This window comes from Halobellus rarus (assembly GCF_024494595.1).
GTDB lineage: Archaea > Halobacteriota > Halobacteria > Halobacteriales > Haloferacaceae > Haloquadratum > Haloquadratum rarum.
Genome location: NZ_JANHDI010000011.1, coordinates 57424 through 81363 on the forward strand (window position 1 = coordinate 57424; position 23940 = coordinate 81363).

At 58.1% G+C, this 23940-nt stretch carries 19 protein-coding genes; 13 read left to right on the forward strand and 6 right to left on the reverse strand.

What is annotated here, in order from left to right:
* Positions 1-294 precede the first annotated feature (294 nt).
* The 6 genes from NO876_RS13400 (at position 295) to NO876_RS13425 (ending at position 9087) form a co-directional block, all read left to right on the forward strand.
* Positions 295-2076: a hydantoinase B/oxoprolinase family protein gene (locus tag NO876_RS13400; protein WP_256422173.1), complete on the forward strand. Its 1782-nt coding sequence runs from the start codon at positions 295-297 to the stop codon at positions 2074-2076.
* Positions 2077-2428: 352 nt separating this feature from the next.
* The gene (locus NO876_RS13405) at positions 2429-3601 is read left to right on the forward strand and encodes a metal-dependent hydrolase family protein (RefSeq protein WP_256422174.1); all 1173 of its coding nucleotides are present in this window, start codon (positions 2429-2431) and stop codon (positions 3599-3601) included.
* A 240-nt stretch (positions 3602-3841) separates the two neighbouring features.
* On the forward strand, positions 3842-4705 hold the full coding sequence (locus NO876_RS13410; RefSeq protein ID WP_256422175.1) for an ABC transporter permease: 864 nt from the start codon (positions 3842-3844) through the stop codon (positions 4703-4705).
* Between the two features lie 127 nt (positions 4706-4832).
* Positions 4833-6914 carry a hydantoinase/oxoprolinase family protein gene (locus NO876_RS13415; protein ID WP_256422176.1) on the forward strand — a complete coding sequence of 694 codons (2082 nt, stop codon included), beginning with the start codon at positions 4833-4835 and terminating at the stop codon, positions 6912-6914.
* A 95-nt stretch (positions 6915-7009) separates the two neighbouring features.
* The gene (locus tag NO876_RS13420; RefSeq protein ID WP_256422177.1) at positions 7010-7195 is read left to right on the forward strand and encodes a hypothetical protein; all 186 of its coding nucleotides are present in this window, start codon (positions 7010-7012) and stop codon (positions 7193-7195) included.
* Between the two features lie 245 nt (positions 7196-7440).
* Positions 7441-9087: a TCP-1/cpn60 chaperonin family protein gene (locus tag NO876_RS13425; protein WP_256422178.1), complete on the forward strand. Its 1647-nt coding sequence runs from the start codon at positions 7441-7443 to the stop codon at positions 9085-9087.
* 53 nt (positions 9088-9140) lie between these two features.
* Here NO876_RS13425 and NO876_RS13430 read toward each other — a convergent pair whose 3' ends face one another.
* On the reverse strand, positions 9141-10013 hold the full coding sequence (locus NO876_RS13430) for an ABC transporter permease (protein WP_256422179.1): 873 nt from the start codon (positions 10011-10013) through the stop codon (positions 9141-9143).
* A gap of 30 nt (positions 10014-10043) precedes the next feature.
* Positions 10044-11417 carry an ABC transporter substrate-binding protein gene (locus NO876_RS13435; RefSeq protein WP_256422180.1) on the reverse strand — a complete coding sequence of 458 codons (1374 nt, stop codon included), beginning with the start codon at positions 11415-11417 and terminating at the stop codon, positions 10044-10046.
* A 200-nt stretch (positions 11418-11617) separates the two neighbouring features.
* Between NO876_RS13435 and NO876_RS13440 the strand changes: the two genes are divergently transcribed.
* Positions 11618-12760, forward strand: coding sequence for an ABC transporter ATP-binding protein (locus tag NO876_RS13440; RefSeq protein WP_256422181.1), 1143 nt, complete (start codon positions 11618-11620; stop codon positions 12758-12760).
* Positions 12757-13947 (forward strand): ABC transporter ATP-binding protein, encoded by a 1191-nt coding sequence (locus NO876_RS13445; RefSeq protein WP_256422182.1) that lies wholly within the window; start codon positions 12757-12759, stop codon positions 13945-13947. Before NO876_RS13440 ends, NO876_RS13445 begins: the two co-directional genes overlap by 4 nt.
* 46 nt (positions 13948-13993) lie before the next feature.
* Here the strand turns inward: NO876_RS13445 and NO876_RS13450 are convergent, their stop codons facing one another.
* Positions 13994-14791 carry an IclR family transcriptional regulator gene (locus NO876_RS13450; RefSeq protein WP_256422183.1) on the reverse strand — a complete coding sequence of 266 codons (798 nt, stop codon included), beginning with the start codon at positions 14789-14791 and terminating at the stop codon, positions 13994-13996.
* Positions 14792-15342: 551 nt separating this feature from the next.
* Between NO876_RS13450 and NO876_RS13455 the strand changes: the two genes are divergently transcribed.
* From NO876_RS13455 to NO876_RS18145, 3 genes are all read left to right on the forward strand, one after another.
* Entirely contained in the window at positions 15343-15774 is a 432-nt protein-coding gene (locus NO876_RS13455; RefSeq protein WP_256422184.1) for a universal stress protein, read from the forward strand.
* Positions 15775-16062: 288 nt separating this feature from the next.
* Positions 16063-17658: a BCCT family transporter gene (locus NO876_RS13460; protein ID WP_256422185.1), complete on the forward strand. Its 1596-nt coding sequence runs from the start codon at positions 16063-16065 to the stop codon at positions 17656-17658.
* 89 nt (positions 17659-17747) lie between these two features.
* Positions 17748-18233, forward strand: a complete 486-nt coding sequence (locus tag NO876_RS18145) for a sodium:solute symporter family transporter (RefSeq protein WP_390278035.1) — start codon at positions 17748-17750, stop codon at positions 18231-18233.
* A 570-nt stretch (positions 18234-18803) separates the two neighbouring features.
* Here NO876_RS18145 and NO876_RS13465 read toward each other — a convergent pair.
* Both NO876_RS13465 and NO876_RS13470 read right to left on the reverse strand, forming a co-directional pair.
* On the reverse strand, positions 18804-19574 hold the full coding sequence (locus tag NO876_RS13465) for a creatininase (protein WP_256422186.1): 771 nt from the start codon (positions 19572-19574) through the stop codon (positions 18804-18806).
* Positions 19575-19720: 146 nt separating this feature from the next.
* The gene (locus tag NO876_RS13470; RefSeq protein ID WP_256422187.1) at positions 19721-21007 is read right to left on the reverse strand and encodes an amidohydrolase family protein; all 1287 of its coding nucleotides are present in this window, start codon (positions 21005-21007) and stop codon (positions 19721-19723) included.
* 196 nt (positions 21008-21203) lie between these two features.
* Between NO876_RS13470 and NO876_RS13475 the strand changes: the two genes are divergently transcribed.
* Together NO876_RS13475 and NO876_RS13480 are read left to right on the forward strand one after the other, a co-directional pair.
* Positions 21204-21875, forward strand: coding sequence for a helix-turn-helix domain-containing protein (locus tag NO876_RS13475; protein ID WP_256422188.1), 672 nt, complete (start codon positions 21204-21206; stop codon positions 21873-21875).
* A 241-nt stretch (positions 21876-22116) separates the two neighbouring features.
* Positions 22117-22740, forward strand: coding sequence for a trimeric intracellular cation channel family protein (locus NO876_RS13480; protein WP_256422280.1), 624 nt, complete (start codon positions 22117-22119; stop codon positions 22738-22740).
* Positions 22741-22906: 166 nt separating this feature from the next.
* Here NO876_RS13480 and NO876_RS13485 read toward each other — a convergent pair whose 3' ends face one another.
* The gene (locus NO876_RS13485) at positions 22907-23665 is read right to left on the reverse strand and encodes an IclR family transcriptional regulator (protein WP_256422189.1); all 759 of its coding nucleotides are present in this window, start codon (positions 23663-23665) and stop codon (positions 22907-22909) included.
* Positions 23666-23940: the final 275 nt, after the last annotated feature.

A 23940-nucleotide genomic window follows, 5' to 3' on the forward strand; every position in this document is an offset into this window, starting at 1 on the left:
ACGGTTCTCTGGATCGTAGAGGCACAAGAGCCTACAAACTCATAATATGGATAATATTCGTTTTTGTATAGTTCTGGAGACGAATAGCGAACGAAAATCGACGGCACCCAGGAGGCGATGGGGTATAAATTGATATCGTGCGTTTTGATAATACAAACGAATGTAAGTGCCTGTATTTTGTTCGTGATCCTGATTCCCAGTAGTAATATGAGCGGGAAACTGTCCAATCTGGTACGTGTTGGATCTGTACTACACCATACATTTAAATATGGTTAGAGAGTAACAAGCTCCTGTATGACAATGGATGCCGAAGAAGTAATACAGGAACGACAGATCGATCCGGTTACGCTGCAGGTTATTGGTGGCGAACTCGATACGATCGCCCAGGAGATGGGACATAAACTGATTCGGTCAGCGTACTCGTCGATCATCCGGGAGAGCGAGGACATTGGGTCCGGGATCCTGACCGCCGAAGGTAAGCAGATCGCGGAGGGCGATTTTACACCGATGCAGGTGGGAACGCTCATCGCGTCCGTCGAGGGGATGTTCGAGACCTTCGAGGAACGCGGACAGGATCCCGACGAGGTCATCAACGAGGGCGACGTGTTCATTCACAACCACCCACACTACGGTGCGGCCCACTCGCCCGATATCGCGGTCATTACGCCGGTGTTCTACGAAGGAGAGCACATCGCGTGGACGGCAACGAACGCACACCACCTCGATATCGGGGCAGCGACGCCCGGTCTAGCGGTCGACCTCGAGGACGTCTATGCCGAAGGGACACTGTTCAAGGCGACGAAGGTCTACGATCAGGGCGAACGAGTCGACGAGATCTGGAACCTGATCGAAGAGAACGTGCGGACACCGCGCGTGGTTTTGGGTGACCTCCAGGCACAGATTTCCTCGTGTGAGGTCGGCAAAGAACGGTTCCTCGGGCTGGTAGAAGAACACGGGTACGAGCACATCCTCCAGGCCAGCGAGGATCTGATGCATTACGGCGAATCGTTGATGCGGAAAGAAATCGAGAAGGTCCCCGACGGGACGTACCACGAGACGGCGTACCTCGACGACGACGGTCGAAACCGCGACGAACGTCTGAAGGTGGACGTAGAACTCACCGTCGACGGCGGTGATCTCACGATAGACCTCAGTGGGTCTGAAGACGAGGTTATGACCGGGTACAACGTCCCGTTCAGGGGCTCCGCCGAGCCAGCCTCGTACTTCATCGTTCGGGCGATTTTGACTGATACGGCCACGCACGACGAGTACATCCCACAGAACTCGGGGACGTTCGCACCGATAAACGTCGAAGCAAGAGAGGGGAGTCTGTTCAACCCGAGTATGCCTCGGTCGGCTTTCGCTCGAATCAATCAGGTGGACTTGTTGGGTGACCTCATTCTGAAGGCATTCAGCAACGCTATTCCAGAGAAGACTTCGGCGGGGTCGGGACCGCACTGTTACTTTATCAGTTACTCCGGCGTGGACGAAAACGACGAATACTGGGTATACATCGAGGTCAACGAGAGCGCATACGGTGGACGCCCCGAATCCGACGGGCTTGATGCCGTCGACGCCTTGGTTCACAACACCCAAAACCGGCCGGTCGAAGACATCGAACTCTCCCATCCTCTCCGAATCGAACATTACCGCCTCCGCGAAGAAACGGCCGGTGCCGGCGAGCATCGTGGCGGCCACGGTCACGAGCGAATGGTGAAGTTCCTGAGTGACTCGACGATCACAATCGAGGGAGACGGAAATAAATACGGCTCTTGGGGATTCGACGGCGGCAAGGGGGCCCCTTCCGGAGAACTCAAACACATCAAGTCCGACGGGGAGGAGATCACTTTGCCGTCGAAGGTTTCCGGATACAAGTTCGAATCTGGAGACAAGTTCTCGATCAAGAGCATCAGCGGCGGTGGCTACGGCGATCCGCAGGATCGACCCGAACAGAAGGTTTACGAGGACTATCTTGACGGATACATCACGAAGGAGTCCGCGCGTGAGGAGTACGGCGTGGTCATCGGAGACGGAGGGGTTGACTCCGAAGCGACCCAGCGCCTGCGAGACGTCTGAGGGACGCAGATAGGGATTCTTCATCGGTGAGCCGCTAATGATAGAACGAGGTGGCCAAATATCGGGGCCACAGCCGACGACGACGCTTCGGAGGACCGGACGTGACTCGATTCCGAATCGGGAGCGTGACGCCGTTTCAATGAGTACGCGTGGTGTCGAGACGTCGACGCACCGCCGTTCGTTCCCGGGGACGTCAGCCGTCGGCTTTCGTGTCTCCCCTGTAGACGACGGACGGGCGTTTCCAGCGAAAAATTAATATAATTAGATAAATTATGTCACAGCGTATGCCAGTGAATAGCTGCGTATGTCGAACGACCAGTGCTGAAGAATTGATAGTCAACGGAGCAATATAATGAGCGAATACGAGCTGCTACTGTTCGGTGACGTGTGGGACGCAAAGCGTGGTCGACAACGGGGCAAGTGGGTCGCCGTCGAGGACGACGAGATCGAAGGAGTGTACGACGAGAAGCCGGGGCCTGCGGCGGACGTCAAGGAGGTCGAACTCATCACACCGGGTCTCATCGATCTCCACGTCCACCTGGTGTGGGACGGTACGGGCGATCCAGTCGCCACCCTCAGACGGCAGTCCGAACAGGAACAGACCATTCACGCGGTCGCGATGGCTCGCGAACAGGTCGAAGGCGGCGTGACGACCGTCAGGGACATCGGAAGCACACACGACATCGCCATCAGCGTCGCCGACGCCTCCCGCCAGGGGAATATTACGGGGCCGAGGATCTACGCGAGCGGTCAGACGATCATCATCAGCGGCGGTCACGACCCGTTCTGGGGGATGGAAAGCGACGGGGTCGACGCCGTTCGCTCCAGCGTTCGAAAGCAGCGAGACAAGGGCGCGCGTGTGATCAAAATCAGCGCGACCGGTGGCGTCTACGGGCAGGCCGTGGGCGAGGATCCAGGGATGTCGGAACTCTCTCGGGAAGAGGTAATCGCTGCTGTAGATGAGGCCCATCGGTTCGATATCCCTGTCGCCGTCCACGCTGTCGGGACGGAGGGGATCGAGAACTCCATAGAGGCGGGGGTGGATACCCTGGAACACGGGAACTTGATGACGAGCGAGAGTCTGGAGGAGATGGTCGAGAAGGACATCGCCTACGAACCGACGCTCTATATCTACAAGACCGTGGCCGAAGGGGAAGGCGACATCCCACAGTACGCCTACGAGAACGCGCAGAGAGTATCCGATCGCCACTGGGAGGTCTTCGAAGAGGCGATCGAAAGCGACGTTCGCATCTTGGCGGGAAGCGACGCCGGATCGCCAAACATTCCCCATCCGGCGCTGCACCACGAACTCCGCTGCCTGGTGGATGGTGGAATGACCGAAGAAGAGGCGCTCACGGCCGCGACGAGCACACCTGCGGAGGAGCTCGGCCGCCCCGAACTGGGCGTCATAGAGGAAGGGACGCCGGCGGACATCGTCGGATTCGCCGACGATCCTCTCGCCGACATCGACGTCACCGGCTCGCCCTCGGTAGTCGTCGCAGACGGCGACTTGGTAACCGAATAGGATATATCGGGAACGCCGGAGCGAGAGGCCAACGTTTTTCTGTACGTCGGAAACGCCGATCGAGATCCCGCCACACGGAGGAGACCGGAGGGCGCTCCGAACGGGCGCGCTTCTAGAGATCTGAAAGGCGACCTCAGCGGCAAAAATCAGTGAAACCGTGTAGTCGTCCGAGTCGTTCCCGCTGATCGTGCGTACGAGAGGCATAGACTTATTATCCTTGATGTGTCTTATCATCACAAGATGGCGAGCGCATCCTACGCGGAGACAGCAAGTGATTCGTCCACAGGTGGGGCCCTCAGAAACGGCTTCCAGAAGGTATCGGCAGCAGTCTCGTTGCGAACCGTTCTGATCGCCTACGCGATACTGATCGCGGCGTATATCTACGTCCCGATCATCTCACTCATCGCGTTCTCGTTCAACGAAGGTGGTCTAACGTTCCCGTTCGTCGCGGTCACGACCTCGTGGTACGCCGAACTGTTCGCTAACGAGGCGGTGACGTCCTCCATCGTACGCTCACTCAAGGTGGCACTCGTCGTGACGGTGATCACGACCGCATTGAGCACTGCGGCCGCCCTCGCCTACCGTTACGAGTTCCGAGGGCGGAAGACGATTCTCTACATACTGCTGCTGGGGATCATCACCCCCGGTATCACGTACGGAGTCGGAGCGACGCTGTTTTTCAACGAGTTGCTCGGATTGAACAAGAGTCTGTGGCTCGCGATTCCGGTGCACGTGGTCTGGGCGCTCCCGTTCGCCGTCATCGTACTCTTGGCGGGTATTCCGCCACACTTGGCCCGTAACGAACAGGCGGCGCGTGTGATGGGGGCGTCGAACTGGACGGTGTTCCGGGAAGTGATTCTTCCACAGATCGGGCCGACCGTGCTCGGCGCAGCCGTCTTCGCGTTCACGCTATCGTACAACGAGGCCACCCGAAGCCTCCTCGTGGTCGGACAAGCGAACACGATGCCGATCCAGATCTTCAGCATTGCGGCATCGAAAAGAGCAACCCCCGAGCTTTTCGCACTCGGGAGCTTCACCACCGTGATGTCGACATTTTTGCTCGTCGGAGCTAGCCTCCTGATATTCTACGGAGGCCGCAAGTGAGGATCCGATAATAGGCCGGCGCAGCCCGTTGCATCGTCGTGCGCGACTGCCCCAGCCGACCCGCCTTGTCCGGTAAATTTATTATGTAGGTCTCTGTGACATAGAATGTCGAACATATTGAGAGACTATGACAGAGAGTACTATTCGCGTTGGCGCAGACGTCGGTGGAACGAATACCGACATCATCCTGGTTGACGGCACTGAAGAGCACACGTACAAACTCCCGACGACTGACGATCCCTCGAAGTCGACCGCGGACGGAGTCCTCGAAGTCTGTGAACGGGCTGGTATCGCTCCGGGAGAGGTCGACACCGTTCTACACGGGACCACGGTCGGGACGAACGCCGTGATCGAACACGAGGGTGCGAAGACCGGGATGATAACCACGGAGGGGTTCCGGGACACGATTCACATCGGACGACACCGGAAGTCGCACACGTTCTCGGTACAACACGAGATAAAACATCAGAAGGAGCCGCTCGTCGAACGTCGCTACCGTCAAACGGTCAACGAGCGGATCTACCCTCCGGGGAAGATCGTCGAGCCGTTAGACGAGTCCGAGGTACGTGAGGCGGCGGCGGAACTAGTCGAGGAAGGTGTCGAGTCGATCGCCGTCTGTTACCTCCACTCGTACCTGGACACGACGCACGAAGACCGCACGAAAGAGATCATCCAAGAGGAGTTCCCGGACGTCTTCGTCTCGACGTCGAACGAAGTCGTGGCGCAGTTCCGCGAATACGAACGCTTCTCGACGACGGCGATAAACGCACGTATCGCGCCCGTGATGTCGAGTTACCTGAACCGGTTACAGGAGCGGCTCAACGACTACGGGTTCGAGGACGCAGACGTGCTCATTATGCAGTCCAACGGCGGCGTGGCGAGTATCAGAGAAGCCAGTCAGCGGCCGGTGACGACCCTCCTCTCCGGACCCGCGGCCGGTGTACTTTCGGGACAGTACACTGGTCGATCAGCCGACGAAGAAAAGGTGATCACGTTCGATATGGGTGGGACGAGTGCGGACATTTCGGTCCTGCCGGGACGCCTCCTGGAGCGGGACCCGCGCGACAGCGAAATCGGCGAGTACCCCGCCATCACACCGATGCTGGACATCGAAGCCATCGGGAGCGGGGGCGGATCCATCGCGTGGTTCGACCAGGCACAGGGCTTCAACGTCGGACCGAAGAGCGCCGGTGCCAACCCAGGGCCCGCGTGTTACGGGCGGGGTAACGACGAGCCCACAATCGCCGACGCACAGGTCGTGCTCGGACGCATCGATCCGGAGACCTTCCTCGGTGGCGAACTCGACATCGATCCCAGTCTCTCGGAAAAAGCGATCGAGGACAAGCTAGTCGATGCGGTCGATCAGGAACGGTTCAGTACCGTCGAGAAAGCGGCACTGGCCGTCCTCGACGTCGCAAACAGCAATATGTACCAGTCGGTACGCGAGCAGACGATGCAGCGGGGGTACGATCCCCGCGATTACTCGCTTGTCGGGTTCGGTGGAGCAGGGCCGATGCACACGGTCGACCTCGCCGAATCCCTCGAAAGTTCCAAAGTTCTGATTCCGCCGTCGCCCGGTATCGGCTCCGCACGGGGCCTTATGACCGGCGATATTCAGTACGACAACCAGGTCACCCTGAGCAAGCGACTGAAGAACGTCGAAGCGGACGAACTTGAGGACCGCATCGAGTCGTTGACTCAGCGCGGGGCCGATCAGTTACGCTCCGACGGAATCGATGTCGACGAGGACGCGGTCTTCCGAAAGTCGATCGACTGCCTGTACGAGGGACAGGGGTACGAACTCAACATCGAATACACGGGGACCGACGGCGACTGGCGCTCCCGGATCCGAGAGCAGTTCGAAGAGAAGCACAAGCAGGAGTACGGTCACTACTTCGAGAACGATCCGGTCGAAGTATTGAACCTCCGCGTCGCCGCGTCGGCCGACAGCGTGGAGTACGATCCCGTCGAGATCGAAAGTGGGGCCACGGATCCCTCGCACGCCGAAACGAAGTCGCACCCCGTCTACTTCGGGACGTCACTCGAACCCGAGAAGTACGAAACGCCGAGATACGCACGCGAGGAACTCAGGGCGGGCAACGTGATCGACGGTCCTGCTATCGTCGACGAATTCGACAGCACCGTCGTGATCAACCCCGAGTGGGAGGCGGAAGTGCTCCCGAGCGGCGCGCTCCGAATCACCCGCTGAAGGACGTACTTTCGTCCGGTCAGGGTTTCGACCCGGTTATCGTGGAATCGTCCTCGGCCTCCGGATGAGTCAATTCGACCATACTCCGAAGTACGATGCCCAGATATCCCGACGACGAACCGGCGTATACGTTCCGGTGTGAAAACTGCGGGACGGTCATCCCACCCTTTCAGGGCCTGTACTGGATCAGCGATCGTCGCGAGCGGAACGGGGAGGTAATCGATCTCCCGCGTTGCCCCGAGTGTAACGAACACGAGATCTGTGCGGTCCGGGATCGATGACCTGCCCTCGTGTACGCGAGCCAGGCCCCGAACCCGCTTGCACACTTGTTAGGACCGAGTGCGAGCGCAGGTCGCCTCCGATCCCGAGCGAGGTCGGCAAAACATTTATTTGTCTGCGATGAGGGATTGAATGCGTATCGATGGAGCCGAACCCGCAAGGCCAGTCGCGGCGCTCTTCAGGAGCGGCCGCCACCACGATCAGGTTTCCCCACGCGAATATATCGGCGATCGACGTGATAGCGGATGTGTTCAGATCGACAGTCGGTCCCCAGTCGATGGACGTTTTGCTGCTAGAGACGCCCTCGACGGGGGAAAGTGAGGACGCGAGGGCAGAGATCGACGAGTACGCTGTGACCGGGGACGGAGCGCACCTCCTGCAGTCCCTTTCGGTAGAACACCCCGTCGGTGAACTACTCGAGCGGTCCGTCGGTCCGTACCGACCAGGCGATACGGCGGTCGACGGAAAAGACATCTACGACGGGGTCAGCTCGAAGGTCGTATTTGCGAGTGAACTGCTCGTGAACGCCGTCGGCCTGCTGGAGCAAGGGCTGCATCCACAGGAGATCATCAGCGGCTATCGTGCGGGCCTTGAGGTGGTTGAGAGTACACTCCGATCCTCCAACATACCTGATGCAGACGGGAGGGCTTCTGCCATCGACGCCGCGCGTACGGCGCTTACGGGGAATGATTTCGGAAAGATGCGGGACGAAATCGCGAAGCTCGCCGCGGCTGCTGCTCGGGAGATAGGGGAACCGAACGAGCGTTCGTTCGACGTCACGACGGTGCGGTACGGCTCTATACGCGATAGTCGTTTGATCGAAGGAACGGTTCTCGACCGCAATACTGTGGTCCATCAAAATATGCCCCGCCGTGTTTCGGATGCGACCGTGCTTTTGCTGGGTGGACACGACCAAGGCGGGTTACAGGACCCGGACGTGGTGGACGATTTCGAGGTCAAACTGGAGTCACCGGACGTCCTCGGCACGTTCGAACGAACGGCGGCGAATCAGCGACGAGAGCTCGTCGATCAGATCGTTCAGAGTGGTGCCGACGTCGTGCTCACACAGATGGGAATTAGCAGTCACTATCAACAGCTGTTGGCCGATCGAGGAATTATGGCGATTCGCCGTGTCCATCCTCGTAATCTACAGCGGTTGTCGCTGGCGACTGGAGCAACTATCGTCAAGAACAACCACGACATCGACTCGGACCAACTCGGTTATTGCGGCAGCGTCGTCGAGCGGGAAATCGAACAGCGAAAGCACCGTCGGAAACACAGGCGCATCGTCGTGTTCGATGGATGTACCGATCCCGATTCGGTCACGATGTTGCTGTGTGGAACGTTCGGACAGCTCGAATCGCAAGCGCCCCGTGAGGTCCGGAAAGCTGTCTTGGCGGCCGCACAGTCTACGAGAGACGGCGCTTCGGAGGGAGTCGTCCCGGGTGGTGGAGCCACAGAGATGGCTATCGCACGCCGGGTTCGGAGAGCGGCAAAAACGCAGGGATCGAAAAGCCAGCTCGCGATGAACGAGTACGCCTCAGCGCTTGAGAGCCTGGTCCGGACGCTCGTCGGCAACGCCGGACTGGATCCGCTTGCCACCGTCACAGATCTCCGGACAGCGAACCGAAAGAACTCGAACGTCGGTGTCGTCCTTCCCGAAGGCGACATCACCGAGACACTCGAAGCCGGGGTCGTCGATACGACGGCGACGAAAAAGAGCGTCTACAGGAGTGGCACCGACCTCACTACGTTGGTCCTTCGCGTCGATGACGCGTTGGACGCGACGTTCGAGGGTGACACGGTGGATACGGGCGACGCAGTCTATCGGGAACCAGCGGAGCGACATAAAGAATACGTCGAAGACGCCGATTCTCGAACAATCTGGGAGTAATTCCTGAAAGGTACGTTCGTCAATGGCAGGTGCTCGAAAGCGTGTCAGCCCGACTATCCGCGGGCGAGCTCCGTAATGTCGACCCTGCGAAGCGAGAGGTAGACGATCCCGAATATGACGATCAACAGCGTAAGCGAGAGCGCTGCGGCGGCGGGATAGTCCAGTCCCTGGTTCACTGTCGTATAAATCAACGTGGAGATCGTACTGCTTCCACCGCTGAGAAACTGCGGGACAGCGAAGTTGCCGATCGAGAGGACGAACACGAAGATCGAGCCGATGACTACGCCCGGCAGGCTAAGCGGCCAGGTCACGTTTCTGAACGTCGCGACCGGGCCACCCCGGAGCGTTTCCGAGGCGTCGAGTAATCCCTCGTCGACCTGGGTGAGCGCGATGTAGATCGGGGCGGCCATAAAGACCACGTAGTTCTGCAGGTACCCCAGGACTTGCGAGACGGGCGAGAAGAGGAGCCAAGAGAGCGGTTGGTCGATAACACCGACCAGTAGAAGCACTTGGTTGATCACGCCCTCCTTCCCGAGAACCGGAATCCACCCCAAGGTCCGAATGATCCCCGAGGTCCAGAACGGAATGATAAGGAACAACAAGAGGATGATGCCTCCGTTCTGACTGGTGTAAAACCGGAGATAGTACGCCAGCGGGTATCCGAAGACGAGGGTTAGAAGCGTCACGGCCGCCCCGGTGAGGAGAGTCTCGAGGAATACCTCGCGGATCGTAGCCGACGTCACGACGTTGATCCACGGCTCCAGCGTGAGCGTGTGCTGCACCGAGAACGAACTGTAGGTGAGGAAACTGTAGTAACTGATGACGCCGAGCGGGATCAGCAGGAAGAGGCCGAACCAGAGCAACGAGGGCCCGGCGAGCAGGTATGATTCGTGTAGTGATATCGAGTCTCGTGATATCTTTCTCATAGTGTGTTCGGGTGTCTTGATCGTGAGTGCTCACGCGCTCTGGAACTCTTGCCAGCGGTCCAGCATATATTCCGCGTTGTCGGGCCAGATCTGGAAGAATCCGATACGGTTGATGCGCTCTTCGATCGAACCGCAGTCGCGCTTCTGGCCGTCGGACGCGGGTGACCCTTCCTCGGAAGACCAGTCGTACGACTGCGGATCGAACAGGGCCGGGTTGTCGATCGATTCGTAGGTTTTCTTGCCTTCGTAGGCCCAGTCGTAGTACTCTGGCCCCATCCCTTCACCACTGCTGTCGGAGCCGTCACGAACTAACTCCTTGTTCGGGTAGTGCGGGACCGAGTACCCCCAGTTTTGAATGTAGCCGGGGAACCACGCGCCGAGGTGGATGTCGTTGTACAGCGAGTGGGCGGCGTCGAGGTTGTTTCGACCTGACGCGCCAGGTTTGAGTGGTGCCATTCCGACGTACCAGAACCGATACCCCTGTGCCCCCTCGCTCATCGTCGCGTACTCACACGGCGTTCCGGAACGACGGACGTCGAGGGCCGCGGGCTGCCAGAGATCACCGATCACTGCTTCTTCGCCGGCCATCAGGTTGACCGAGTTGCCGTAGGCGGTCCACGTCGATCTGAACTGTCCGTTCGCTTTCTGCTCGACCAGGTAATCGATGACCCTGTCGAGTTGGTCTTCGGTGGGGTTGTTGAGCTCTCCGACCGACCCGTCGATCTGATCGTTGTCGAGGAGGTGCATCATCGTCTGGGGGATCTGGATCGGGGCCGCACCGTTGACGAGCACCTCCCCCTCGTACTGGTCGTCGAACAGCGCGCTCCACTTCGAGACGTCGTCGACGTACTTCGGATTGTAGCCGATCGCGTCGAAGTTGTACGCGTACGGGGGAAGCCGAAGGGATCCCTCCGATTTGTTCTCCCACACCTCCTGGTTGATCGTCTCCGTTTGTTCTTCCAGTTGTGGAATCCGCTCGCCGGGGTTCAAAAAGAGGTCTGAAATGGAATCTTCCGACCAGTTATCCAGGTCTGCGGTATCCACCGGATAGCTGGCGTCATTGTCCACCGTGAGCGCCGATGCGGTCGACGTGTCCAGCGAAAACACGTCCATCGTCTCTCGACCGCCGCTCAGGACCTGCTGTTGAACAGTCGAACCGGTGGCCGTGGTTAGTTCGACCTCATTTCCGGTCACCTCGGTGTACTTTTCGCCCTGACCGTCTCTCACCCCGTAGGCGGGTCCGATCCACTGGAGCGAGGAGCCTCCACCAGTAGTACTCTCTTGACCACTGGAGCTGTCGGTGCCCTCCTGCCCGCCGCCACCGAGACAACCGCTCATTCCAGCCGCCGCAGCGGCTGCACCACCGTACTTGACAAAGTTACGCCTGCTGAGTGACTCTGGCATGGCTTCTACTAACAAAGATTCTCGGAAGTATATAAATGTAGTGGATAATTTCATATGTAGACCTTATACACGAAAAGAGAGTACGTCCGATGTTCCGAGCGGATCAAGGTCAGAAATGACCCACCACACATAATATTAAAATAGTATAATTTACTATATTATTGGGAACAATTTTATATTGGAATGTAGAACGTGAACGTATGTCAGCCCAGCCAGCGATCAGCATCAGTTCATTGAGCAAGAAGTTCGCCGACGAACTCGTCTTGGACCGTATCGACCTCTCAGTTACCGACGGGGAGTTCTGTGTCGTCATCGGACCCAGCGGCTGTGGAAAGAGCACGCTATTGAAGTGCATAGCCGGGATCGCCGATCCGGACACGGGAGAGATCCACCTCCGAGGACGGAACACGGAATCGGTGCCGAGCCGTGACAGGGACGTCGGTCTCGTGTTTCAGGAGTTCGAGGAGACGCTCTTTCCACACAAGACGGTAGCGGAGAACATCGGATTCGGTCTCAGACAACAGTCCGACGCGCCGCCGGAGGAACAGATCGAAGACCGGATCGACGAGATGCTCGACCTCCTCGCGATCTCCCACACCAAATCGAGTTATCCGGACGAACTGAGCGGGGGGCAACAACAGCGCGTCGAACTGGCACGCCATCTGGTTCGCGACTGTGATATCACGTTGTTCGACGATCCGCTGGCGGATCTGGATTACAAGCTCCAAAAGCGAATGGAGATTGAGATGAGAAGGCTCCACAACGAGTTAGAGAGCACGTTCCTGTACGTGACGCACAACCAGGACCAGGCGCTGAAACTCGCAGACAGGTTGATCGTGATGAACGACGGGGTAATCGAACAGGTCGGGACGCCCGAAGAAGTGTATACGAACCCGGCAAACGCGTTCGTCGGCCGCTTCGTCGGGGATTCCAATCTTCTGGTGGGCGACGTCGTTCGGACGACCGATTCGGAGATTGTCGTCGAAACACCAGTAGGCGAACTCGCGGTTTCGGATACCGGCGAACGGCCCGCGGAGGGCTCCGAGGGTGCAGTACTGGTCCGTCCCGAAGATATCGTCATCGGTGACGGCGCAGCACACTGCCGAAACAACGTGGGCGTCGTGCTCGAGGGGAAGACCTACACCGGGGAAGTAACGGAGTATTCAGTCTCCGTACCCGGGTACGACAACGACCTCCAGGTGGTAAAGCCCGGCAGACCGGACGATGTCGATAACAGCAACGAGACCGAAATCGGCTTCGATGCGAGTGCGGCGCAGTTCTTCGAGGAAATGAGCGTCACTGGCGATATGAAAGTTAGCGATCTCTTAAAGGCAGAACAATGAGCGAAACGAACGATCCACGGATACAATCAGAACAGCCCGAACAGCTCGAATCCAGTAGAACGATGCTGGACGTGTCTGGACTCACGAAAATATACCCCGATGGAACGCTCGCGGTCGACGACATCGACTTCGCCGTCGACGCCGGTGATTTCTGCGTGATCATCGGCCCGAGCGGTTGCGGAAAGTCGACGACGCTTCACTCCCTCGTCGGGAATCTCGACGTGACCGCCGGGACAGTCAGTCTCGACGGCGTAGAGATTACCGATCAACCCACCCACGACAGAGACATCGGCCTCGTCTTCCAGGATTTTCAGCTCTTTCCGCACCTCTCCGTGACCGAGAACATCGAATACGGATTGAAGCAACTGGGGGTCGACGACCAGGAGCGACGACGGCGGACGGAGCGCCTTCTGGAGATGATGCAGTTGGAGGGTCTCGCGGATCGCGACCCGGAGGAACTCTCTGCCGGGCAAAAACAACGGGTGGCGCTCGCACGAAGTCTCGTCCTCGAACCGAAATTGCTCCTTCTAGACGAGCCGCTGGGGGATATGGACTACAAGCTCCAAAAGCGGATGGAGCGTGAACTACTCCGCGTCCACAGGGAGTTCGACACCACCTTCGTGTACGTCACACACGATCAGACACAGGCGATGAGGCTCGCGGATCAGATCATCGTGATGAACGACGGACAGGTCGAGCAGTCGGGGTCGGTCGCGGAGATCTACAACTCACCGAACACCGCTTTCGTCTCGGCGTTCGTGGGCGACTCGAACACGGTCACTGGGACGCTCGACCAAGAGCACCCCGACGGCAGCGTAACGATCGCTACCGAGCTCGGCTCGTTCAAAGCCTTGCCCGACAATCTCCACTCGTCGGTCAGTGAGCTTCTGGGGTCCGAGATGTCGTTTTCCGTTCGGCCCCAGCATATGACCCTGTCCGACGAGTACGCGAACACCCTCGAGTGCAGGGTGAAAGACGTCATCTGGAATCCCGGATCGAGTACGCAGGTGTTGTTGGAGGTTCGAGCGGAGAACGCCGAGAAGGAGATCAGTCTCAAGTCGTGGGAGCTGGCCGACGTACCGGAGGGAGACGTACAGGTGAGTTGGAAACCGGAACACACGATCCTTCTCGAACGGACGAGCGTCGTCGGTGGGGTCGATCTCCAGAAGGACATCCTCGGGAGCTAACCGGCAGTGGGAGTAGTATCACACGGAGGTCGGTCGTTCTCCGTTTTCAGTGTCCGATATCTTCGTTCCGCATCGTTTGAATATTGACTTCGATGACGTTCGCCGCGCTGGTGACAAGATTCGGAACCGCCTCGTAAAAGTCATCACCCTGCATCCTGCTCGTCGGCTTGGTAATACTGACGGCCCCGAGCACGGTCTCATTTTTGTCCAGAATCGGGGCGCCGACCGCCCGCGTACCGAATATCTCCTCCTCGTCGTTCAGAGCGTACCCCTGTTCGCGAATCGATTCCAACTCGTCGAAGAGCGCATCACGGGAGGTGATCGTTTTCTCGGTTCGCTGTGGGAGTCCCGACTCCGCGATGATTTCCTCTACACGATCCTCCCGCAGAAATGCCAGCATAGCCTTCCCGTACGCTGAACTGTGTAAGTACCCCGGTTTCTCTAATTTTTTCTCGAAGTAGTTTTTTCCCACGGCGTTCTGCCCCCGAGCTTCGTGCAAATAGATGAGATCGCCGTGCTCCTCGGTGACCAAATGAACGTATTCGTCGGTCTCTTCAGCCAATCGCTCGACCTCTGACCGCCCCGCCTTGAAGAGGACGCTGTGCTTTTTGACGAACTCGCCGAGATTGAGGAAATGTAATCCGAGATGGTATTTCCCGTCCCGCTTGACCACGTATTTTTCTTCTTTCAACGTCGCAAGGTGAGTGTAAACCGTCCCTTTCGGCATATCCAGGTGGTCCGCGAGCTCCGTAACGCCGGCTCCCTGTAACTTCTCGAGCGTGCGGATTATCTCCCAACTCGTCGCGACGGTCGTCATCATTCGAGGGGAGTGTTGGTTAGTCATTTGCAAACACATACCAATCAAAAATACTTAAAATTTTCTGTTTCTTCGTAGAAAAAGGTCGAGAGAAGCCCAATTTTCTGACTCAGATTTGTGTATTCTTTCACGAAGGCGGTGGTAGAGTAGCATTTGGGACAGGTTGTATGGCGAAACAACGTGAATTTGTTAGTTTATTCCAAACGTCCGTGACTGGCGACGAGAGATACTGGAGAGGGTAGATAGAGAGTACATAGCGGCGGATCAGTGCCCGTCCTCACAAACAAATATTACATTCTTAGTATTGTAATGGAATCCGATTCCACGGACGGCGTTAGTCCCAGTAGCCACAGTTTGTTTTATTATTCCAAACGCTGTCGTGGGGAATACGCAGGACGACCTCCGGAGGACGAATGTCGCGGGCCGAACGAGACCACAAGGAGAGCCGTAGTATTCGTGACCGAGTCTTCGCGCGTACGCGTCGGGCCGGCGTGCTGCCGTGACGAGCCTACGGAAACGGCACGGAGTTACCCAATTGGCACTAAAATTATATAACTGATGAGCTTCGAAAGGGGGGTATGGTTATCGTGGCCGCGGTTGACAGGTCAGACCAAGCCAGTGCCGTGCTCGAAGAAGCCGAAACCCTTGCACAACGATTCGACGACGTTGTACACGTCCTGCATGTGATGGGGCGGGCGGAAGCGATTCAGTGCGGAGAAGACGACAACAACGACGAAAGGATACCGGATCTTCAGGAACGGGCAGCAGCGGTCGCATCAGAACTGATCGAAGAACGGCAGTTCGGTACCGAGGTCGAGGCCGTCGGCCGCATCGGTGATCCGGCGACCAAAATCGTTGAGTACGCCGAAAAGCAGGACGCACGGTACATCGTCGTGAGCCCGCAACAGCGGAGTAAGACGGGGAAGGTGCTCTTCGGGAGCGTTGCACAGTCGGTTCTGCTGAACGCGCCCTGTCCGGTAGTGTCGTTACGGGACCAGTCTCTCGACTAGTAACACGGAGCGTCTGGTACCATCTGAACAGAACGTTATCCAGAGGCATCACGGCGTAGAATCTCCCAGAGAGCACAACTCGAGGTCGCAGGTGCTCTCACTCCCTCGTTGGCCCCGACATATCTTCTCGCTCGTGTCAGCACTCTGTAGCCGAACACGGACTCTAAGCCAATAAATATCAAATATGTTTAGTTATTTTTATTTGGCATTATCTTGTTCGGTACTCTGTGTCAAATGAGGCTTTGGCACGGTAGCGATCGGAGCAATCCGATGAATCCAACCCAAACTATGACTGATAATACTGACCGGACATCGCTGAGGCAATTCATAGACGAGTTAGACGGTGTAATCTTTGGTATCGGAATAACAGTCACTGCACTCACTGTACTCGGCTTCGTCTTTTGGGAAGAAGCGGCGACGACGTTGACGAGTAACATCAATACGTTCCTCTGGACGGAGCTCAGTTGGGCGTATCTCCTGATTATGTTCAGTGCAGTGATTTTTGTGCTCTTTCTCATACTAGGCCCGTGGGGCCGGATCAAACTCGGGAAGGAGGACGATGAACCCGAGTTCGGCTACCTAACGTACTTCGTGATGCTGTACTCTGCGGGAACGGCGGCAGGCGTCGTGTTCTGGGGGCCGGCCGAAGCGATCTTTCACTATCAAACGCCGTCCCCGTTCTTGGATGTAGCAGCGGGAAGTCAGCAGGCGGCGGTCGGCGCGATACAGTACAGTTACTTCCACTGGGGGCTCTCGGCCTGGTCGGCGTATATGGTAATTGCAATCCCGATCGCCTACCTGGCCTACAAATATGACGCTCCGTTGCGTGTTTCTACGCTCATCGCACCGTTAGTCGGCTTGGACAACCTGGACAGTGTCTGGGCGAAGTTGATCGACGTCGTGGCAGTGTTTGCCACCATCGGGGGGGTCGCCACTACTCTCGGGCTGGTAGGCAGCCAGTTCCTCGTCGGACTCGACTACGTCACGGGTATCCAATTGGGTGATGCGGGCACTGTTCTTATGATAACCGGCCTGACAGTCGCGTTCACGCTCTCCGTCTCGGCGGGGATCAAAAAGGGAATCCTGCGGATTTCGTACTTCAATATGACTCTCTTTTCGGTTCTCACTGTCGCGGCGTTCGTTTTGGGACCGACGTCCTACATTCTCCTGACCGGAACGCAGGCCCTCGGTAATTACATCGATCAGTTCATCGCGATGAGTTTCTACACCAGTGCCGGGACCGACTCCGGGGCGTGGGTCGGGAACTGGACGATATTCTTCTGGGCGTGGTGGTTCTCGTGGGCACCGTTCGTCGGATTGTTCATCGCACGCATCTCCCGCGGTCGCACGATACGCGAAGTGTCGATCATCGGAGTGTTCGCGTCGACCGGGATCACGGTCCCTTGGTATGCGACGATGGGTGGATCGGCGATCTTCTTCCAGAACACGGGAGTGGCGGACATCCTGGGCACGATCGGTCAGTACGGGGGCGACGAAGCCGCAGCGGGGTATCCCCTGTTCGATGCACTGCCGTTCGGCGAGGTCCTGATGGTGATGTTTTTGATCCTCGTCACGACGTTCTTCGTGACCTCTGCAGACTCGTCGACGTTGGCACTCGGGATGCTGACGACGGGAGGCGAAGAATCACCGTCGCTGATCAACCGCGTCATCTGGGGCGGGATCATCGGGCTACTCGCATCGGTCCTGATGGTTGCCGGCGGGGTGAACGCGCTACAGGCCGCAGCGATCATCACGGGGGGTCCGTTCGGACTCGTTGTCCTCGTCTCCATCTTCTCGATGACGAAACTGTTCAGTGATCAGTTCAGGGGGGTCGACACGAGTTCGACCGCGATACGCGGGGAATCGGCACCACAAGACGACTGAGAGGTCGGAAATCTGGTATCTGGGGGCTCGGGTTTGCTGAGGGTATCGGCGACACCTTCCTCCTGACGCTCTTTGCCGGTCTCATCGGATTGGTAGGGTTTCTCATATCCCCCGGAATCGAAGGTTCGAGTGCTGATACGGCCATTCTTCGATCCATTCAAGATATGCCGGGGCCCTTCCTAGGGATTATGATGGCGGCAGCGGTCGCCGCTGCGATGTCGACGGCAGACTCGATCATCCTGATGCTCGGGTCCATCATCTCGCGCTACATCTATCAGGTGCTCATACAGGGCGATATGCCCGAAAAACAGTTGTCGAGGTACTTGAAGATCACTCCGGATTCATCGCGTTCGCCGCACTTCTGTTTGCGACGCGACCGCTCGGTGAGTTCTTCACGTTCCTGCTCGACCTCACCTTCCCGGGATACTTCATACTGCATCCGGTCGCCATCGCGACGTTCTGGTGGGCCCGCGCGAACAAATATGGGGTCATCGCCGGTCTGGATACTCTGTCGTACCTCATCTGGACCGGTCAAACTTCGCTCCAGGTGTGGATCGGTTTCTGGGGCGGGTTGAGTACGACGATCGGCCTGGTCGTCGTCAATCTCGCAACTCCGTCGCCGCCTGAAGACCGCGTGCAAGAGTTCGTCTACGAGATGCGGGAAACTGCACGGGATGCCTCTCGGCAAGTGGGTCCAGCGGACGACTGATAGTGTTTGTTCTCGCTGTGTGCCGGTGCTTGCTGGCACCGTACGGCGAGCACCGGTAATTGGCGAAAACAAGCAAATGGAGAGGGTTCGTGTATCCGATCTCGGATAGTACGGGCCCGGCTCCTCAGAGCGACTGGGCCCCACGGTCTGGAATGGACGAACGTCTGCACTACTCACTGTGCGTCATCCCGTACGTCACGGTTCCACCGGATCCCCGACGGCGTGGTGAGCGTGGGTGATTGTACCTGCGACAGTGATCCGTCTGAACGACACGATCAAGTTTCGGTTTCTCTCGGTCTCAACGAATCGTGTGAAAAGCGTTGCAGAAGCGTCCGAGTGACCCTGATACCGTCGAACGCCGCAAAGATCCTCGGTGGATCGGTAAATCGACACCTTGGTGCCGCGAACTGTCTCGCGGGCGTACGGCCGGCAGCAACTACGCAAATTCCTTCTCGATCGCGCTGACGAGGGTGTCGGTGACGTTCTCGACGACCCGCCGACCGACGTCGGCGGTCCCGTACGTGGCTCGGTAGAAGACGCCGCTGTCCGGGACCGCCGACGTCGGTGCCGGTTTGACGATGTGTGAGGGGGTCCTGTCCGCCTCGTCGTCCACGATTTCGTCTTCTCTCACCAGTTCCGGTCGGAAGTGACGCATCAGCGCCGTCTCGATGACGCCGGCGTGTTCTTTCGCCCAACCGGGGAACCCACCGGGAATCTCTTCGAAGATCTCGTCTCGGAGCGACGGCGACAGCAGATCCCACCAGCTTGCGATAATGAACGTGGCCCGCGTGCCGTCTTCGATGTGGCGGTCGATAGCCTCTCGGATCGGGTATTCGTTCTCGTAGTGTCCGTTGAAAAAGACGATTTTCCTCGCGCCGTCGCGTTCAAGATCACCGATGACGTCTTGGATCTGCCGGCGGAGGGTCCCCCCGTGAACGCTCGTCGTCCCGACGAACTCGGAACCGCCGCCGCTTCCGGGCTGAGACTTCGCACCGTAGTGTATCGTCGGCGCGACGATGCCGTCCACACGCTCGGCCGTCCGCTCGGAGAACTCAGTCGGGATGACGGAATCGACGTTCATCGGCAGTCCGGGACCGTGTTGTTCGGTACTCCCAACCGGAATGAAAACGGGAACGCGCTCGACCCTTTGGTCGTACTCCTTCCACGTCATTTCGCCCGTACGAACGGCTGAGTGTCTGGTGGTCACACGGTAGAGTGTGTCGTTCTTTCTAATAAATTCTGGTGTGACGATCGGACTGCGCTGCGACGAATCGTTCCGGGTTTCGGTCCCCCGCTCGAGGTGCTCGACACGAGCACGGTCTTCGTCCCCGAACGGCGTACGAAACGGGCGGGTTAGGATCGGTGGAAGTCGATATCGGTACTGTTCTCTCCGAACTGCACCGTCGTTTCACTCGGTTGGGTCCGTGCAACCGGGATCCCCTCTTTCAAGACTAACCGACGGGCAGGTCGCGTCCGTAACGTATCGAAGGCGCTGTAACTGTCGTACACGACGAGAGACCCTTCGTCTCCCGATTCGAGCCCGTAGTTTGTTGCGCCGAAGATGCCCGAATTCGCCACCGTTAGCATATTCCATATCGTTTGGACGTCGTCGTACCCGCTCATCTGCGCGTAGTGGATCAACACGTATGCGGCGTCGAGCGGGTCGGCTTTACCGTAGTGGTACCAGGGGTCCATAACGGAATCGTGGCCGAGACCGACCGTGACCCCTGCATCGTGAAGCTCGTCGATACGAGTGTGTCCTCTTCGTCGCGGATAGTCGTCATACCGACCCTGCAATACGCTGTTGTCCGGTGGGTTCGTGATCACACTCACGCCGCTGTCTGCGAGGAGCGAAATAACCTTGCTCGCGTACGGGTTCGGGTACGAGTGGAGCGCGGCGGCGTGGCTCGCTGTCGTTCGCTCCCCCCAGTCGTGCCGCCGGGCTTCGTGTGCGAGTACCTCCGTGAATCGCGAGCCGGGGTCGTCCGTTTCGTCGATGTGCATATCGATCTTCAGGTCTTTGTCCCTGGCAACGTCGAACGCAGTCTTTATCGATTCTACCCCCGTCTCGCGGGTCGGCTCGGCGTGGGGAATCGCACCGACGACGTCGACACCCATTTCGACCGCCTCCCGGAGCGCCACCTCGTTTCCATCCGCGGTGTAGATGCCGTCCTGTGGAAACGCGACGACTTCGATGTCGATGAAATCCCGGAGTTCCCGACGCAGCTCGACGAGTGCCTCGACCGTCGAGAGGGTACTCTCAGTCGCATCTGCGTGGGTTCGGACCCTCGTGACGCCGTTAGCGACTAACCACTGTATCGTTCGCCGAGCCCGCTTTTTGACGTCGTCCTTGGTCAGATCTCGCTTGTATTCGGCCCAAATGTCGATACCCTCCGAAAGGGTCCCTGCTTCGTTCCAGCGAGGGGTTCCTGCCGCAAGAGCGTAATCGAGGTGAATGTGCGGTTCGGTCAGCGAAGGGGTAACTAACCGCCCGTCTGCATCGAAAACGCCTTGCTCATCCGCAGAGCGGTCGGAAACGGTCCCGGCTTCGGAGACGTCGCTGATTACCCCGTCTCGTATCCGGATATCTACACGACGATCCGCCACGGTGGTGGCGTTCAGTATGGTGAAGCTCCCCATAGTTCGCCATACCGTGGTGTTCATATAATGTTTGTGTGGTCGACCCCCGTCGCCGCACCGCGTACAGAACGGATGACCTGCCCTCGCTGTGGTCACCAAGTCAGAGTGATGAAACGAGGATGTGTCGGTAACCCCGAGCGAATCAGGTCGGATCTGATGGAGTAATATTGATGTGTGCGCCCCGCCAAAGTCGGATATGTCGATTATAGCAAGAGTCTATTTTTCTCATCCGCGGATGGCGTTGGCCCACGTGATCGAATCGCTACCGCACGCCAAGATTCGAGCCCTTCAGGAGGTAGGCACGGATCCAACGCATAATATGCACTATTTTGTCGTCGATACGGGTAGTACTCAAAGATTCGAGGAGAGTGTCGAATCGGATCACACTGTCGCAACCGCCCAATGGGTGCCGAGTTACGAAAACCAGCCCGTCTACCGTATCGAATTCACTCCCGATACGCTGTTACTCGGATCGATAGTCACTGAGGAGAACGGATTTGCATTGAATGCGTACCGACACGGCGACGGGTGGATCGAACGGTGGCAACTCCCGGATCAGAAATCCCTGCAGAAGATCTGGAATTTCGCGGACGAAAAGTCGTTTGCGTTCGAGATTTTCGCGATCCAACAGGTGTCTAACTACGGCGAGAGCAAACACAACGGACTCACGGAAAAACAGCAGGAACTACTGGCAATAGCCTACAGGAACGGGTATTTCGACAAACCGCGCGAGATGACGCTCGAGGAAATTGCAGAGGAACTCGATATATCGACATCTGCCGCGAGTGGACGCCTTCGGAGAGGCGTGAAAAAGCTCATTGAACTGTCGGACATCGACGGGTTAATCAGGTCGGTCAGCGACGAGTAACGGGGTTTCAACGCCGATAGATCCAATCCCTACAGTCCGTCTCTGTCTCAGTTCCCTCACGCGAGATGGTGGATCGAGCGGCGAATCAGTTGAACGGCTCACTTCGAGCTCTCACAGAACTGCGAGTGTACGCACGATCAGGTGAGAGTAGATCAACCGCAGCGTTGAATAGAGCGAGTATTGTAGGTACGTATCAGTGCAAGAAATCGTGGGAGTGCTCCTAGCCGAGCCGTTCGCGGTTATGAACACGATCGGACTGATCGCGTTCGCTCTCGTCGGGTCGGCAAAGGCGATACGCGAGCAGTTCGACCTGTTCGGGGTGGCTGTCGTCGGTCTCGCAACTGCATTCGTCGGTGGGACGACGCGCGACCTGCTCGTGAATCGGGTTCCACTAGCGTTGAGTTCACTGAGCGAGGTGAGTCTCGGAATGCTCGGAGTCGTCCTCGCGGTCGGGTTGAACGTCGTTCTCGATTCCCCGGACGATCATCCGGTCACGATGCTCGCCGACGCCGTGGGACTCGGTGCCTTCGCGACGGCCGGCGCGATCGTGGCGACCGAAGCCGGAACCTCGAGTTTCGGTGTGATCGCGATCGCGACGATCAACGCGGCAGGCGGCGGGGCGTTCGCGGATCTCCTGCTCGACCGGTATCCGTTCATTCTGGTGACCGACTTCTACGCGAGTTGCGCGGTGTTGGGCGGTGTTACCTACTGGATCGTAACGAGCGCGCTTGCGACCGATGGCGCCGCTGCGGCTTTGTGTGCCACGGTCACCGTTGGAACGCGATTGACCGCGGTCAATCGCGGCTGGGAACTCCCGACGGCCCAAGCGTTCGGTGAGCTACTGCTCGGCCCTGACGACAATTAGGAGTACGGGACTGTCGAGGGGAAGCGCCGCCGCTCCAGCGTCTCAGCGCCGGCCAACACCGAGAGCCAGTTCAAGAGGCAGATACCTACCGTCAGCGACGAGGGATCGATCTGGTGCGAGCTCTGGTTTCGGGACCCACCAGCCGGACGGTGTCGATGCGAGCGGTTCACTCGGTTCCGTACCGGGAGGCGATTTCGCGTTCAATCTGCGTTACCGTCTCGCGTAACTCCGGGACGATCTCGTCTTCGGAGAGCCGGTACGGAGGTCCGGAGACGTCGAGCGAGCCCAGGACGCTCCCGTCGAGGTTCGTGATCGCCATTCCCACCGCCATCAGCCCTTCGAGCGCCTCCTGCCGGTTGAGCGAGTAGCCCCGCTCGCGGGTCTGCTCCAGTTCCTCGTAGAGTTCCTCGGCACTCTGGATCGTGTTCTCGGTCTCCTTGGGCATTCCCCATCGCTCTAGCACTTCCTCGACGCGCTCGCGGGAGAACTCCGCGAGCATCGCCTTCCCGCTCGCGGAATTGTGCATATGGAAGTACCGACCCACCTGGAACCCTTCCTTCGCGGGGTCGTTGTTCTCGTCGAAGATGATCACCGATCGGCCGTGCTCGGTGATGGCGAACGCGACCTCCTCGTTGAGGCGATTGCTCAGTTCGTGAGCGTGCCGTCGAACGATCTCGTACTCGGGTTTCCGGTGCCTTGCCTGTTCACCGAGATGGAAGAACTTGATGCCTAGGTAGAATTCGTTGCCCTCCTTGACGACGAGTTCGTGGTTGCGAAGCGTCGTCAGGTGCGCGTGGACGGTACTGTTGGCCAGGCCCAGTTCCTCGGCGATCTCGCTCATCCGAGCCCCCTCGAACCGATTGATCGCGTCGACGATCCGAAGCGACGTTGCGGTCGTCGTCAGTTCGCGTCCGTGTCCAGGCACAACTGAACGTTTGCAGGAACAGTATAAAGCATTCACGAGACGCGAATCTCCCAGAATATTTTCTTTTGCTCTGGAGCAATACGGAAATAAGTGATCGGAAGGTATAGAAACGCTCTCCACCGGACGGAGACGGTCGGGAGACCGAATACGTATTTGTTGACGGCGATGCGAGAGGCAAATCCACGGAATCATCACGTCCCCACTAACGTTCGCCGGGACGACTAGGGAAACGGCGGCCGAAAGACGACGAGGCAATCCACATCCTTGATCGCTGA